This window comes from Pseudomonas sp. GR 6-02, assembly GCF_001655615.1.
Classification (GTDB): domain Bacteria; phylum Pseudomonadota; class Gammaproteobacteria; order Pseudomonadales; family Pseudomonadaceae; genus Aquipseudomonas.
Genome location: NZ_CP011567.1, coordinates 2695946 through 2710642, shown reverse-complemented (window position 1 = coordinate 2710642; position 14697 = coordinate 2695946). Strand labels below are relative to the sequence as shown.

At 60.3% G+C, this 14697-nt stretch carries 12 protein-coding genes and 2 pseudogenes; 10 read left to right on the top strand and 4 right to left on the bottom strand.

The annotated features are described in order from the left end of the window. Window positions 1-179 precede the first annotated feature (179 nt). The 3 genes and pseudogenes from PGR6_RS30725 to PGR6_RS12145 form a co-directional block, all read left to right on the top strand. A pseudogene (locus PGR6_RS30725) lies at window positions 180-1451 on the top strand (PDC sensor domain-containing protein); the annotation flags it as partial. Window positions 1452-1553: 102 nt separating this feature from the next. Then, window positions 1554-2309, top strand: a complete 756-nt coding sequence (locus tag PGR6_RS30720; RefSeq protein ID WP_442963845.1) for a methyl-accepting chemotaxis protein — start codon at window positions 1554-1556, stop codon at window positions 2307-2309. Between the two features lie 102 nt (window positions 2310-2411). Then, a pseudogene (locus tag PGR6_RS12145) lies at window positions 2412-3671 on the top strand (MFS transporter); the annotation flags it as partial. A 39-nt stretch (window positions 3672-3710) separates the two neighbouring features. On the opposite strand, the gene PGR6_RS12140 reads toward PGR6_RS12145, so the two are convergent. The 3 genes from PGR6_RS12140 to PGR6_RS12130 all read right to left on the bottom strand — a co-directional run bounded on the left by PGR6_RS12140 (window position 3711) and on the right by PGR6_RS12130 (window position 7124). Then, window positions 3711-5159 (bottom strand): APC family permease, encoded by a 1449-nt coding sequence (locus PGR6_RS12140; RefSeq protein ID WP_064617297.1) that lies wholly within the window; start codon window positions 5157-5159, stop codon window positions 3711-3713. 189 nt (window positions 5160-5348) lie between these two features. After that, window positions 5349-6089 (bottom strand): IclR family transcriptional regulator, encoded by a 741-nt coding sequence (locus tag PGR6_RS12135; RefSeq protein ID WP_018927846.1) that lies wholly within the window; start codon window positions 6087-6089, stop codon window positions 5349-5351. 60 nt (window positions 6090-6149) lie between these two features. Beyond that, window positions 6150-7124 carry a helix-turn-helix domain-containing protein gene (locus PGR6_RS12130; RefSeq protein ID WP_064617295.1) on the bottom strand — a complete coding sequence of 325 codons (975 nt, stop codon included), beginning with the start codon at window positions 7122-7124 and terminating at the stop codon, window positions 6150-6152. Between the two features lie 214 nt (window positions 7125-7338). On the opposite strand from PGR6_RS12130, the gene PGR6_RS12125 reads away from it, so the two are divergent. The 5 genes from PGR6_RS12125 (at window position 7339) to PGR6_RS12105 (ending at window position 11744) form a co-directional block, all read left to right on the top strand. Continuing rightward, the gene (locus PGR6_RS12125) at window positions 7339-8715 is read left to right on the top strand and encodes an aspartate aminotransferase family protein (protein ID WP_018927844.1); all 1377 of its coding nucleotides are present in this window, start codon (window positions 7339-7341) and stop codon (window positions 8713-8715) included. Window positions 8716-8748: 33 nt separating this feature from the next. Further along, entirely contained in the window at window positions 8749-10203 is a 1455-nt protein-coding gene (locus PGR6_RS12120; protein WP_026286552.1) for an aldehyde dehydrogenase family protein, read from the top strand. Between the two features lie 105 nt (window positions 10204-10308). Continuing rightward, window positions 10309-10872, top strand: coding sequence for a cytochrome b (locus PGR6_RS12115; RefSeq protein ID WP_018927842.1), 564 nt, complete (start codon window positions 10309-10311; stop codon window positions 10870-10872). 154 nt (window positions 10873-11026) lie between these two features. Next, window positions 11027-11410, top strand: coding sequence for a fluoride efflux transporter CrcB (crcB, locus tag PGR6_RS12110; RefSeq protein ID WP_064617293.1), 384 nt, complete (start codon window positions 11027-11029; stop codon window positions 11408-11410). Window positions 11411-11420: 10 nt separating this feature from the next. Then, on the top strand, window positions 11421-11744 hold the full coding sequence (locus PGR6_RS12105; RefSeq protein WP_019578582.1) for a DUF190 domain-containing protein: 324 nt from the start codon (window positions 11421-11423) through the stop codon (window positions 11742-11744). Window positions 11745-11865: 121 nt separating this feature from the next. Here the strand turns inward: PGR6_RS12105 and PGR6_RS12100 are convergent, their stop codons facing one another. Then, entirely contained in the window at window positions 11866-13203 is a 1338-nt protein-coding gene (locus tag PGR6_RS12100; protein ID WP_064617291.1) for a hypothetical protein, read from the bottom strand. A gap of 237 nt (window positions 13204-13440) precedes the next feature. Between PGR6_RS12100 and PGR6_RS12095 the strand changes: the two genes are divergently transcribed. Both PGR6_RS12095 and PGR6_RS12090 read left to right on the top strand, forming a co-directional pair. Next, window positions 13441-13833 carry a DUF6152 family protein gene (locus PGR6_RS12095; protein ID WP_019649037.1) on the top strand — a complete coding sequence of 131 codons (393 nt, stop codon included), beginning with the start codon at window positions 13441-13443 and terminating at the stop codon, window positions 13831-13833. Between the two features lie 67 nt (window positions 13834-13900). Beyond that, complete coding sequence (locus PGR6_RS12090; RefSeq protein WP_018927837.1) at window positions 13901-14683, top strand: hypothetical protein; 783 nt, start codon at window positions 13901-13903, stop codon at window positions 14681-14683. The last annotated feature ends 14 nt before the right edge of the window (window positions 14684-14697 follow it).

Sequence of the window (14697 nt, the reverse complement as noted above, 5' to 3'; positions counted from 1 at the left end):
CGCGCTGAACTCGATCCTATGCCCGCCCCTGAACCGCTCGCTATCCCAAATCGGTAGCATCCGAGGCGCCGCCCCAAAACAGGTCGATGCGGCACCCGCAATCCGGCAGTCCTTGCCGATTCGGGATAACCGGCTGGCCGTTCCCTCCCGCATGCTAGCGTCACCCGCTCTATACCCAGATGCCGGCACCGATAATAAAAGCGAGGGCCTGGTCCACAGCCCATCGCAGCCAAAGCCCTCTGCAGGAAGTCCCAGTCATGCGTTTAGCTCATCTCACTATCCAATGGCGGATCACACTCCTGAGCGGACTGTGCCTGCTGGCTGTCGTCGGCGCGCTGGTAGGCACCTCGGTGTACCAGAACCAACAAAGTGCAAAATTGCTGAAGGAGCAGAGCAGTCACCTGCTCGGGCAAGCCGCCGTGGAGCGCTTGCAAGCCCAGGCCGCTGCCCATGGCCAACAGGTCGAACGCTTTTTCAACGAAACGGCGCTGTATAGCGAAGGGTTCGCGCAACAGGTTCTGCAACTGCGCGATCAAACGCTCAATGGACGCCTCACGGCTGGGCAATTGCGCGAAGCGCTGATCAGCGTGACCCGTCAGACACTGCTCAACCGCGAAAAAGTGCTCGGCCTGTACGTCATCCTTCTGCCTGACGCGTTGGCGGGCGCAGACGCTAATTTCGTCGGGCAACGTGCACTGGCGAGCAACGAAAAAGGTCGTTTTGCGCTGTATTGGTCACAGAGCCAGCCGGGACAATTGGTCCAGGATGTGCTCACCGAGGCGCAAATCTTCACCAACACAGCGCCCCCCGGCAGCGAACCGACAAACGTCTGGTACACCTGCCCTCAAGCTCAAAGGCGCACTTGCGTGGTGGAGCCCTACACCAGTGAGGTGGAAGGCCAGAAAGTCCTGATGAGCAGCATTTCTGTCCCTCTGATCGCCAACGGCAAGATCCTCGGCGTGGTCGGCATGGACATTGGCCTCGACACGCTGCAAAAGCTGGCTGCCGACCTCGGCCAGGACCTGTATCAAGGCAACAGCGAAGTGGCCATTGTGTCGGCCTCCGGCCAGGTGGCAGGACGCAGCGGCGAAGTCTCCGGGACCACCCTCGATATACGCCAGGCTCTGCAACCCGTGGCAGGCAATCCACTCTGGCAACTGGAGATCAAGGTTCCCCAAGCCCTGGTGCAGGCACCCGCCCGGCAAATGCAAAGCGAACTGGACGACAAAAGCCGCCAGGCCAACTGGCTCAACCTTTGCCTGGGGGTATTGGCCAGTTGCCTCGGCATGTTGCTGATCTGGCTGGCCGCCTACGGGGTGACACGCCCGCTGCTGAAGGTGGCAGGCCTGCTTGATGCCATCGTCGATGGCGATGGTGACCTTACCCAACGCCTGCCCGCCGGGCGACGCGACGAATTGGGCCAATTAGCCAATGGGTTCAACCGTTTTCTGGACAAGTTGCAGCCAATTATTCGCGACATTCAAACCGCCTCCCTGGATACCCGCAACAGCGCCAATACCTCGTCGGGGATTGCCCGGGAAGTCAGCGCAGGGATGCAACGCCAGTACCGCGAAGTGGAGCTGGCCGCGACCGCGCTGCACGAAATGAGTGCCAGTGCCCAGCAAGTGGCGCGCCATTCCCACGGTGCCGCCGACGCAGCGACAGCCGCCGAAAGCGCGAGCCGATCAGGTCAAGCGGTGTTCTCCATCGCCGAAAGCAGCATCGAAAGCCTCGATCAGCGTCTGGACACCACCCTTAAGCAAGTGCATGCCCTCGCCGATAGCAGCACCCAGATCGGCCAGGTGCTGGACGTCATCAGCACCATCGCGCAGCAGACCAACTTGCTGGCGTTGAATGCGGCCATCGAAGCGGCCAGGGCGGGCGAACAGGGGCGCGGCTTCGCGGTGGTAGCCGATGAAGTCAGGCACCTGGCCAGCAACACCCAGAGCTCGGTCGAACAGGTCCGCACGGTGATAGAAATGTTGCAGCAGTTGAGCCAGGAGGTGGTGCACAGTACCCAGCTGAGCCGCGAGCAAGCCGGCAACAGCGTGATCCAGGTGCAACAGACCCGTGCGGCGCTGGAGAATATTTCCCAGGCCGTGGATGTGATCGAGCAGATGAATCAGCAGATCGCCAGCGCAGCCCTGGAGCAAAGCACGGTCGTGGAAGATATCAACCATCGGGTCAGTGGCATTCGCAGCATCAGCGAAACACTGACCAAACGGATGAGCGATGCCTCAACGGCCAGTGACTCACTCCATGAAATGGCCAACCATCAACAGCAGCTTGTCGGCCATTTTCGAGTGTAAAGGGGCACGGCAGGCTACCTGCCGGTGCTGACGTCTTGACTGAGTGACAGTTGCCGGCTTTCGACCATCGTTCATCGAGCCCCCCCATGATGCCCCCACGTTGGCCTGTTCTCGCTGATCGCGGCCTTCTCGCCATCGGCCAGCGTATTGATCGGTGCCCGCGGCTTTCTGGCTGTCGGCGCGGCGATGATGATGCCTGCTACGCTGGCCATCGTGCGGTTGACGTTCGCCGACCCGCGCGAGCAGGCGATGGCTTTCGGCATCTGGGCATCGGTTGCCTCAGGGGGCGCCGCGTTCGGCCCGGTGGTGGGCGGCCTGCTGCTGGAGCACTTCTGGTGGGGCTCGGTATTTCTGATCAACGTGCCTATTGTGCTGGTGGCACTGGTCCTCGGCGCGGTGTTGATCCCGAATCACCCGGGGGATGCCAAAAAGCGATGGGACTGGCTGGGCTCGCTGCAGGTCATGATCGGGTTGATCAGCCTGGCGTATGCCGTCAAGGAACTCGGTAAACGGGCGCCCTCCTTCGACGGCATGCTGGTGGCGGTCGTGCTGGGTGCGCTATTTCTGACACTGTTCATTCGACGCCAACGCCGTGCCGCACAGCCGATGCTCGATCTGGCGCTGTTCACTGCACCGGGCTTCAGAAATGCCGTCATTTCAGCAGTCGTGTCGGCCGCTGCGTTGATCGGCATGGAGCTGGTGTTCAGCCAGCGCCTGCAACTGGTACTCGGCATGTCGCCGCTGGAGGCGGCATTGTTCATCCTTCCTCTGCCACTGGGCTCCTTCGTCGCAGGGCCGCTTGCCGGTTACTACCTGCCGCGCCTGGGAAACCGGCGGATGCTGTGCTGGACGTTGCTGCTGTCGTCAGCCGCGATGCTGAGCTATCTCTTGCTGTACAACGCTGCGGTTTACCTGCAAGTCGCCAGCCTTGCCCTATTGGGCTTGACGATTAGCGCTGCACTGACCGTTTCGTCCAGCACCATCATGCTCAGCGTGCCCGCCGATAAAGCCGGCATGGCCGCCTCCATCGAGGAAGTGTCCTTTGAACTGGGCGGTGCTGTGGGTGTGACGCTGGCGGGCAGTCTGTCATCGGCGATTTATGCGTATTCGGCGGGCCTGATGATTCCGGCATGGCTGACCCTGAACCCCGCGACATTCGAGAGTCTCGACGACGCGTTGGTCGTCGCCGAGACGTTGTCACCCGAAGGCCGCGCGATGCTGAGCGCATTCGCCCGTGCGGCGTTCGATGCAGGCTTCGTTGCCGTGCTGGCAGCGTCGGCAGTCCTGCTGTTGATCGCCTCGCTGCTGGTCATGCTGAGCAGACAGGCGCAGCCGCGCGAGGTCGCAGACCTTCCTTGGTAAGCAACGCGCAGATTTGGTTGAAAAGTTCTGCGTGGGGCCTTAAAGCTTGTGGCTACCCAATGCCTGGTACCGCTGCGGCGACGCCTTGCGAAGTCGAGCCGCCAGGAACACGCCACCCAGCAGGGCCGCGGGAATGATCGCGCAGAGACTGTATGACAAGGCCAGGCTGGCGCCCGTCAGTACATCGAAGTGCACCACCGCGAGTACCAGGACCGCCAATAGGGCAATGCAAGAGAAACCGGGGAAAATCCGCCCACGCCAGATCCCCACCTTGAGTTCGGGGTGACGCCGGAAAAAGAAGATTACCGCTACGGACGTGAGCGCCATCAACAAAATCACGCACAGCGTGGCCAAGTTGGACAGCCAGGCAAACAGCTGCAGGATCGGATCGGCATCCATGGCGGCGAAAATCAGTACCACCACCGCCGAGATAAGGCTCTGCAACGCCGACCCCATATGAGGACTCTGGTGCACCCGATGGGTAGTGCCCAAGCGGTGCGGCAACAGGCCGTCACGCCCAATCGCGTAGAAGTAACGGGCCGCGGCGTTATGAAACGCCAGCAGGCCGGCATAGATACTGACCATGAACAGCACCCGGATAATCTGAGTCAGCCAGGGGCCGACAAAGTGGTCGGACATGCCGTAGATAAACGTCGTCGGGTCCTGCAAGGACTGCAGCATCGGCACGATTTTGTCCGCACCCACGCCCACCACCATCGACCATACCGACAGTGCGTAGAAACCACCGATCAGCAACACCGAGCAGTAGGTGGCAATCGGGATAGTACGCTGCGGGTTCTTGGCCTCTTCGCCGTAAATAGTCGTCGCCTCGAAGCCGATAAATGCCGCGAAGCAGAACAGCAAGCCGATTGACGGTGTGCCGCTGAACACATGACCGCGATCAAACGCATCAAGGTTGATGCCGCTGTCGCCGCCGGATTTGAGGATGGAAAAATCCAGGATCAGGATCGCCAGGTACTCGGCGATCACCATCACCGACAGCAGCCGCGCCGACAGGTCAATCTTGCGATACCCCAGAATCGCAATGCTCGCCATCGCCATCAGCGAGTAAGACCACCACGGCAGCACCAGTGCGAACATGCTTTCCATGGTGCCACTGACCACCCCGCCGAACATGCCATACAACCCGACCTGAAGAATGTTATAGGCAAACATCGCCAACACCCCGGCCGCGCCGCCTGCCAGGCCACCCAAACCACGTGAGGTGAACGCATAAAAACCGCCGGCATTGGTCAGGTGCCGGGACATGGTGGTGTAACCCACCGAGAACGCGAGCAGCACCAGCAACGCCAGGATCAGCAACGCCGGCGTGCCGGCGCCATTGCCCAGCATGATGCCAATCGGGAAGCCACCGGCGATGACACTTAACGGGCTCGCCGCCGACACCACGAAGAAGATGATGAAACCAACACCCAGGGCACCACGCTTCAACTCCGTCGAACTGTTGATCGGGATAGATACGCTCATGTTCTTGACCTTATTGTATGAGGCAGTCGCTGTAGGATCGGTGCAGCAAGCCGTTCACCATCACCGATAGAGCTTGTCGCTTTTATCGCACGCTGGATTCGATCCTATGCCTCACCGTGAACGCCCCGGTATCCCAAATCGGTAACCTGTTACGCCATCACCTGAACAGCGCCATCCGCCTGCCTGACCTCACTGCGAAGCGAGACGCGCCGTCAGTTCTGACGCCGCGCCGGTCACCAGGTCGCACAGATAGCCTTGCTGAAACGCACCGAACCGCTCACTGCGCCCCACCAGGGTCATGCTCCCTAGGACGCGCTGCTTTTCGTCGAAGATCGGCGCCGCGACGCCACTGCGTCCTGGGTGCAGCTCGCTTTCGCTGATGCAGTAGCCCTGCTTGCGGATGGCGAGCAGGCTCTTGATGAACGGCTTCCACTCCAGCCCCAGATGCTGCAATTCGGATGGGTTCACGTGCGCGTCGTAAACACGTCGGATTTGGCGCGGTAGCAGATAAGCCAGTACGACCCGGGAGGTCGCGCTGTGGAAAAGATCGATCGACCGCCCCCTGCCGCTACCGACCGGTCCAGCATCGGAGCCACGATGGATCAGCACGTTGACCACGGAGTCGCCATGCCACTCGCTGACCAGCGCGTCCAGGCCGGTGTCGACGACCAGGTTGTCGACCAGATCCCGGCTGCATGCCAACAACGGATCGTAGTTCGTCATCAGATGCTCCAGCGTGACGATTCGCGGGCCGAGCGCGTAACCGCGCGGCAATCGCTTCAAAAAGCCCGCGTCGCCCAGTTCGCGCAGATAACGATAGGCGGTGGCGGACGTGTAGCCGAGCTCCCGGCAAATGATGTCCACATCGATGACCGGTTGTTCCGGGCGAAACAGGTCGAAGACCATGAGCAGACGGCGCAGGCTATTCATCTTTCTCTACATCCTTGTGAAGCCAACGGTCACCCCACACTGCTTTCAGCGGGCGGGTGTTCAGGCATGAGCGCAACCGGTGATGGCTGCGCGGGGGGTATGGGACGGCAACTCTGCGAACAACTCCTGGTACTCCGCCGCAAAATGGCTGAGGTGAAAGAAGCCCCATTGGGCAGCGGCATCGCCGATCGAGAGATGCGACGCGCGGGTGGACATCAAGGTCCGGCGTACACCGTTGAGCCTCACAGAGCGCAAGTAATTCAGCGGCGTCGTCTCGGCAACCGAGCGAAAGCTGTTCTGCACGGTACGCCGACTGACCTGGAGTCGCTGGCACAACTCGATCACGCTGGGCACGTCGATCATCTCCGCGGTCGCCAGACGGTGGCATTTCTCGACAATGAAGCTGCGCGTGGAGCTTGCGGAGCGTTGTTGCTTGTCGCATGCCGGGTCGGTCATGAGTTGCAGCAACTCGCCGAGCATCGCCTGTTCCAGCGCCAGCTCCCGCTCCCGATCTCGCGTGCTGTCGAGTTCTTCGTACACCAGGGCCTGGGAGAACATCGCCAGCAATCGGCGACGAGCGTCTGCAAAGCGCGGCGTGGAAACCCTGATCACCGGCTGACGCAGCAACAGGCTGACCTCCTTCGCCGAAGCCGTTTGCGCCAACGCCTGCTCGAACAATTCACGTTCGAAGGTGATCGACAGCAGCTCCATGCCCATCGGCATATGGAACATGAACTCCTCGCCACCGTGAAGAAAGAACAGGCTGCTATCGTCCGCCTCCCGTCCCTGCATCCGAATCGAACCCGGGGTGGTGATCGGCACGGCAAAGCACATCTTGCCTCGGGGAGCCACGCCGTGCTGCACGACACGCTGGTTGATCTGCTCGAGAAAGACGTGGACACCCGCCGTCGACAACTGCATCAGCGAACTCTCAGTCGAGCCTGCCGTTAGCTGACTGTAGTCCTGGCTCCACTCCTGGACGGTGGCCGCATGGACATGGACGTCTCTGAAATGGCTGATAGTCTGATTTTTCATGATGTCGAAAGCCTCTGCCAATATTCTTGTTTTTAGATCGCCTTCCTATGCGATATTCGCACATAGTGAGAATTTTGCACAATTCTTTATGAGATTTTAAATTCACTGGACAGTGCGCTCAGGGCGGTCCACTCATATGCCAATTCGGGCTACCGGCCATACACACACCACGGAGATGATCAGCACACTTAAATCGACATCCAGAGTGAACGTCATGAGTGAAGCCAAACTTGAATCCCTCCATTTCGCGGATGCCCCGCGAATTACCTCCAGCACACTTCCCGGCCCCAAAACCAGCGAGGCCCTGGCGTTGTCGGCGCGTACCGAGTCGATGGCGCGCGGCGGCGGACGCATGCCTGTGGCCATGGACCGCGCCTTCGGCGCGACCTTCAAAGACCCGGATGGCAACACCTACATCGATTTGTCCGCCGGCGTGGGCGTCAGCAGCGTAGGCCGCTGCCATCCGAAGGTGGTGCAGGCGATCCGCGAACAGTCCGAAGTGCTGATGCATGCCCTGGAGGTCAACAGCACCCGGCGCACCGAGCTGGCGGCCAAGCTCTCCGAGATCGCGCCCGACGGCTTGCGTGGCGACTGCATCACCTTCTTCACGCAAAGCGGCAGCGATGCGCTTGAAGCAGCCATCAAGTTCGCCAAACGCATCACCGGGAGGCACCAGATCATCGCCTTTCATGGAGGCTACCACGGCGTGTGGAACGCCTCGGGTTCCCTGACGACAGGTACGGCATACCGCAAGGGTTACGGAGCCCAAATGGGCGGGGTGATTCACGCCCCCTACCCTTACGCCTACCGTTTCCCTTTCGACACCACTCACAAAAGCGCCGAGCAGATCGCCGGCGAATATGTGGACTACCTGTTGAACACCCCCTACACCGCCGCCGATGACGTGGCTGCCGTTATCGTGGAGCCGGTGCAGGGCGAAGGCGGCTACGTTCCTCCTTCACCAGAATTCCTGCAGCTGTTGCGCAAAGCATGCGACCGTAGCGGCACGCTGCTGATCGTCGATGAAGTGCAATCCGGCGCAGGGCGCACCGGCAAGATGTGGGCGGTCGAGCACTCGGGCGTGAAGCCGGACATGCTCACGTTCGGCAAAGGCATCGGCAGCGACCTGCCAATGGCGGGCCTGATCATGCGTTCGGACCTGGCGGCCGCGATTCCTGACGGATCGATGCCCAACACCTTTGCCGCCAACTCGTTGTCCGCGGCGGTGGCGCTGACCAACATCAGCATCCTGCAGGACCCGGAGCTCGATCTGCTCAACCGTGCGCACACCCTGGGGTTGGAGGCGCAGGAACGTATCCGTGGCTTCAACAGCCCGTTCGTCGCTGAAGTCCGCGGCCGCGGCCTGATGATCGGTATCGAACTGGTTGAAGACCCAGCCACCAAGGCTCCCCTGGCGCCCGAAAAAATCGGCCAGCTCATGGGCTACCTGCTGAACCACGGCGTGCTGATGATTCCCTGTGGTCGCTATAGCAACGTGATGCGAGTCATGCCGTCGCTGACGATCTCACGCTCGCTGTTCTTCAAGGCACTGGACATCTTCGGCGACGCCCTGGCTTCCCTTGAGGCATGACCCGACCACTGCACATCACTTATGGACCGCAAAATGACTGAGCACTTGAATCACTTCATCGAAGGCGCGTCCTTCGAAGCCTCCGACGGTCGTCGCATAAACCTCGTCAACCCCGTGACAGAACAGGTGTACGGCAGTTCCGCACAGGGCACGACTGAGGACGTGGACCGCGCAGTGGGGGCCGCACACCGCCAACTCGAGGGTGGCGCCTGGAGCCAGCTCGACGGCGCCCAGCGCGGTCGACTGCTATCGAAACTCGCTGACCTGGTTGAACGCGACAGCGAATTGCTGGCCGATCTGGACGCCAACGCCATCGGTCGCTCACCCATCGAACCGCGCCGGATGGACTTGCCCAACGCGATCGCCAACCTGCGTGCCGCTGCTGGCTGGGCCAACCAGCTGGAAGGGCGCACCATTCCCACCGGTGGCTACTTCGGCACCAAGACTCTTTCGTACACGGTACGCGAGCCCGTGGGTGTGGTCGGCGCCATCGTTCCCTGGAATTCTCCGTTGATGATCACCGTCTGGAAGCTCGCCGCGTTGCTGGCGGCAGGCTGCACCGTGGTCATCAAACCTTCGGAAGAGACGCCGCAGTCTGCCCTGCACCTGGCGGTGCTGGCTCAGGAAGCGGGCTTCCCTGACGGTGTGATCAACGTGGTCACCGGCTACGGCAATGAGGTGGGTCGCGCCTTGTGCGAACACCCGCTCGTTGCCAAGATCAGCTTCACCGGCAGCCCCGAGGCCGGACGCGAAATCCAGCGCACCGCCGGTGTGCTGTTCAAGCGCGTGGCATTGGAACTGGGCGGCAAAAGCCCCCAGATTGTCTTCGACGATGCCTCTTTCGAAGACGCGCTGCGCGGGTGTGCGCTCGGCCTGTTCGCCAACCAGGGCCAGGTCTGTGCGGCCGGCTCGCGCATCCTGGTGCACCGCAGCATCGCAGATCGCTTCGGCGCAGCGCTGGCCGATGCCGCAGAGGCAGTCAACGTGGGCGACCCTCGCCAGCCCGGTGTACAGATGGGACCGGTGGCCAAGAAAGCGCAATTCGATCGCGTTAACCGATACATCCAACTGGGAATAGACCAAGGCGCCTCGCTGCTGGCCGGTGGTGTATCGACGCCTGAACAGGGCTGGTTTGTCCGGCCGACGATCTTCACCAACGCGAACAACGCCATGGCGATCGCCCAAGACGAAATCTTCGGGCCCGTCGGCACGCTGATCACGTTCGACAGCGAAGAGGAAGCTATCGCACTGGCCAATGACTCCTCCTACGGCCTGGCGGCCACGGTCTGGACGACCGACCTGGTGCGAGCGCACCGCGTAGCCGCTGCGGTGAAGGCCGGTGCCGTGGGTATCAACTGCTGGAGTCCGCTGGACGCCAACCTGCCCTGGGGTGGCGTAAAGACCAGCGGTATCGGCCGTGAAGGCGGGTTTGCCGGCGCGGTGGCCTACACCGAGGAGAAAGTCATCACCGTGCTGCTACCTTCCTGAGCACGATCCCTGTCCTGACCGAATAACCCTCCGGCCCCTGTGCCGCGAGGGTTAGCGTTCAAAAGTGCATCCCTGATGCCGTTGATAATCAATGGAGAGACTGCGATGAACCCGATAGATCAACAAACAACCGATCGGTATCCGACGTCCCTGCGAATGTTGCACTGGGTGCGTGCCGCACTCATCGCAGGCCTCCTCTGGGCAGGCTGGCATATGACCGGTCTGAATGACGAAGTGGCGAGCAAGTACGAGCTCTATTACCCGTGGCACAAATCCTTTGGGCTGCTGGTGTTTCTGGTTGTCCTGACCCAGATCGCCCTGCGCTTTCGGACCCCCGTGCTTCCGCAGCCGCTGGAAACGCTGGCAAGTTATGAAAGGTTCCTGTCAAGGCTTACGCAGCGTGTCATGTATGCGCTCGTCGTGATCGTGCCGTTGATGGGTTACTCAATGTCGAGCACTTACACGATGAGCGACGGGGTGTTCTTTTTTGGGGTCAACCTGCCGGAGCTCCTTCCGAAAAATGACAATTGGTTCGTCGTCTTCCAATGGCTGCACAAAGTGCTCGCCTACACCCTGCTCGGACTGATCCTGTTGCATGTCGTAGGCGCCCTCAAACACCGGTTTTACGACCGGGACCCTCGAAACGACGTCCTGCGCCGCATGCTGTAACTTGATGAGGCGTGGGCGCAAGATGTCCACGCCTTCGTGGCTCTGACCTGAGGGGGCCCGGTACAGTCACTTGCGTACGGGGTTCTTGAAGTTTTCAGTTCTGTTGTGCTTACCTGCTATCAGTTTGGCCCAGGTCTGACGAGGTGAGCCCGCCATGCTGAAATCACTCGCAGTTATCGCCGTTGGTGCGTCACTTGGTGCCTGGTTGCGCTGGCTCCTGGGCATGAAGCTGAACGCCCTGTTCCCCACGATTCCCCCGGGCACGGTGGTCGCGAACATGGTCGGGGGCTACATCATTGGCCTGGCTATCGCGTTTTTGGCCGCCTCCCCCACCTTGAGTCCTGAGTGGCGCCTGCTGATCATCACGGGTTTCTGCGGTGGGCTTACCACCTTTTCTACGTTTTCCGCCGAAACAGTTGCCCTGATCCAGGAAGGCAGACTGCTCTGGGCGCTCGGCTCAATTTCATTGCACGTCGTAGGCTCGTTGGTGATGACCGCTGCCGGGCTTTTGTCCTATCAAATCATTGGCATGCGATGAGGAGATGAAAATGAAAGGTTTTCTGGTGATTTTCTTCACTCAACAGAACCGCCGTTATCAGGGAAAGATGCTTGGCGAATGGATCGTCGATGTGGCCAAGGAGATGGGGCTGCGTGGTGCGACTCTCTCTACGGCTATCGAGGGTTTTGGACACACCGGTCGACTGCACTCTTCGCATTTTTTTGAACTCGCGGATCAGCCTACGGAGATTCGCATGGCTATCACCGAGGACGAATCCGAAAGGTTGCTCAAGAGGCTGGAGGCTGAGGAAATCTCTGTGTTCTACATAAAGACCCCAATCGAGATGGGCTTCGTCGGCAAAAAAACCACCTAGCCTGGCCCCTCCTCGATCGTCTGTTGCCTGGCGACCTCCCATCGGGAATGCGCCACCGCGGGTGGCGCCCCCGATCAAGATACCGGCAACAAACCTTCGTCGTTACGGCGTGAGCGGCGACTCAGAACGTCATCCACACGATGAACTGGAAGTAAGTGTTCGTTGATGCGCTCCCGCTCTGCAGACCACCGTCCCCGAGCCACTTTTCGGGCTTGTAGAAGCCGACCAGAGGCGAGAGTGTGACGTTATCCGTCACCATCCAATCCAGAAAAAGGTCGACCTCACGTGCAGCGAAGTCCTGCTCATGCGTACGGGAGAGCTGGTGGTAGTTGAAGGCCATTGCGTTAAGGGTCAATTTATCGGTCGGCTTGACTGAGAGGAGCACGTCGTTGATCGCCATGTTCGAGGTCACTGAACCTGCGTAATTGGCGGCGACTTCACCCTGGTATCGCTTGCGAAAACCTCCCTGGAACAGAAAGTCGTAACCTTCGGAATAGCGCGAATATCGATAGCTCACCGTCGGTTGCCATTGGGTGTCGGCAAAGGTGTAGCCCGCTTCGAAGAACATCGCCCGCTGTGAGCCCGAGCGTTTTTCCTGACGTGCGACCTCGAACGCAAAGTCGGCATTCTCGATCCCGGCATTGCCCTGCCCACGAATGCTGTAGACGTTCATGCCCTTGCGCTCAAGCCGATCGCCAAAGGCATATCGCTCGTCAACATCCAGGCCGTGCACGTACGTCGAACCGATCGAGCCGACGGGCGTCGTGTAGTCGAGGGTGGCGGCAGCCACTTCGGTCTTCGACTGCCCGGGGTTATCGGATTTGAGCCATATCAGGCTACCGTGCAGGCCCTCCTGACCACCCAGTTTCAAGACTGCCGTATTCCCGAACGCCAACCGCGGGCCAAGGTAAAAGGCGCCACCGCGATTGAACCGGCCATCCCTTACGCCCTCGATAGGGCTGAAGGCCTTCCCGGGGGCGAACCCGTCGTCAGTGATCAGGAAGCCGTCCACCGTAACGAGCTGCCGGCCAAAAGAGAAATCAACGCCGTCCTTGCCCAGCGCAGGAATCAGGTCACCTGACTTCCAGCCCAGGTAGGCGTCTTCCACAGCCGTTCTTCTTTCATCCCCGACGGTGAGTCCTCCCGCGTCCCCATCGCCAAATGATCCCGTGCTGATCCAGCTGAGTCCGCCATAGACGGAACCGGCAGTGATCTTGTTTGTCGTGCCGTTGAGACCGTACTTGGCGAAGCCTTCTTGCCAGCGCATCCTGCCAGGCTCCCTCTCAGGGTCGCCAATGTAGTTTTTCTCGCTGCCGAACCAGCCAAACGCCGCCGACAGGTCGGCGTTCAGGACGGTTCCGCCATCGTCTTCGTTGTAGAGCTGGTAGGCGTGTACCTGCGGCTCAAATGTACAGAGTGCGACCAGCGAAAGTAATGGGGCGTAACTGAGGGTGCGCATGACGTCTCTCCTGTTTTTATATTTATGAGGCGAGCCATGAGTGTTCCGGCTTGGGTCGCGCAAGCGGTAACCCAAATCAGCACTTTCAAGGGGCTGGCCGCCCATCCCCTCGCGCGATACCTCCCCCGCTGCAAAACATCCTCAGCGCCTCGAATGGTTGCCGTTTTGGGCTACGGCCTCTGAGCGCACTCCCCCTATGCTGGGCCCATAAGAACCATAAGAACCGAGGCACCTGTCATGACCCCTTTGTCACCCTCCCCGCTGTTACGTCAGGGGCTTTGTCTTCTGACCCTCTTCGCCTGCAGTGCCCTGGCACCTGTTGCCAGTGCTCACCATTCGTTCGCGCTTTTCGACCAGACCCAGACCGTCTCGATCAAGGGTGTCGTCGAGCGCTTTGCCTGGAGCAATCCTCACATCACGATTTACCTCGATACACCCGGCCCGCCGGCCCAGCGATTCAAGATCGAAACGGGCAGTGTCAACGCGTTACAGCGCACGGGCTGGACCGCTGAGTCGATCAAGGCCGGCGAGACTGCCGAGGTGTCCTTCAAACCGTTGAAAAACGGTGAGCCAGGAGGGCTGCTCGTGGAGATCAAGATCGGTGACGTCGTACTCACGGGCGGCGGATGAGAAATCCTTCCCTGGCTTCATGACGACCTAACCGACCGGACCAGACCAGCAGCGTGGAGACGTTTCAATGAAACCGACACGAACCTTGAACACGGCAATGATCGTCCTGGGCATCGCCCTCGTGACTGTCGCCGGGATGTGCAACGCCGCTACACCTTCCAAACCTCTAAGCGACAAACACAGCGTCAGCGCACGCCCCGACATCAGCGGCACCTGGGAACGAACCCCGGACGACTGGTTCGGTGAGAACCCCGACAACCCGGTGCACCCAGGCGGACCGATGGACCTGAAGGCGCCCTATGCCGACGAATACGTCGCGCTGAAGAAGAAACAAGCCGCTGCGAACGAGGCCGGAACGCCGTTGGCCACAACAAGTTCCAGATGCCTGCCCGAGGGAATGCCAACGTTGATGGCGGCGCTCTTCCCGATCCAGATCATTCACGACGACAAGCAAGTGATTGTCCTCGGTGAGTATCTCCAGCAGGTCCGCCGGATTCTCTTGAACGAAGCGATGCCTGCAAAAGAGACCCTGGACCCTAAATATCAAGGCCATTCACGCGGCCATTGGGAAGGCGACACGCTCGTCGTGGAAACACAACGGGTGCGAACGGACGTGAGTTTCTACGACGTTCCACACGGCAAGGACATGAAGATCATCGAACGCATCAGGCTGACGGCGCCGGATCACCTGGAGAACCAGGTCGTGATCGAAGACCCGCAGGTGCTCAAGACCCCGTATCGCTTCACGTTCGAGTACAAACGGTCCAACTACGCCATTCAAGAGTATGTCTGCGAGAACAATCAGATCGTGATCGATAAAGAGGGCAAGGCATCCCTCAGTCTCGAGTGAAGTCGCCATTAATC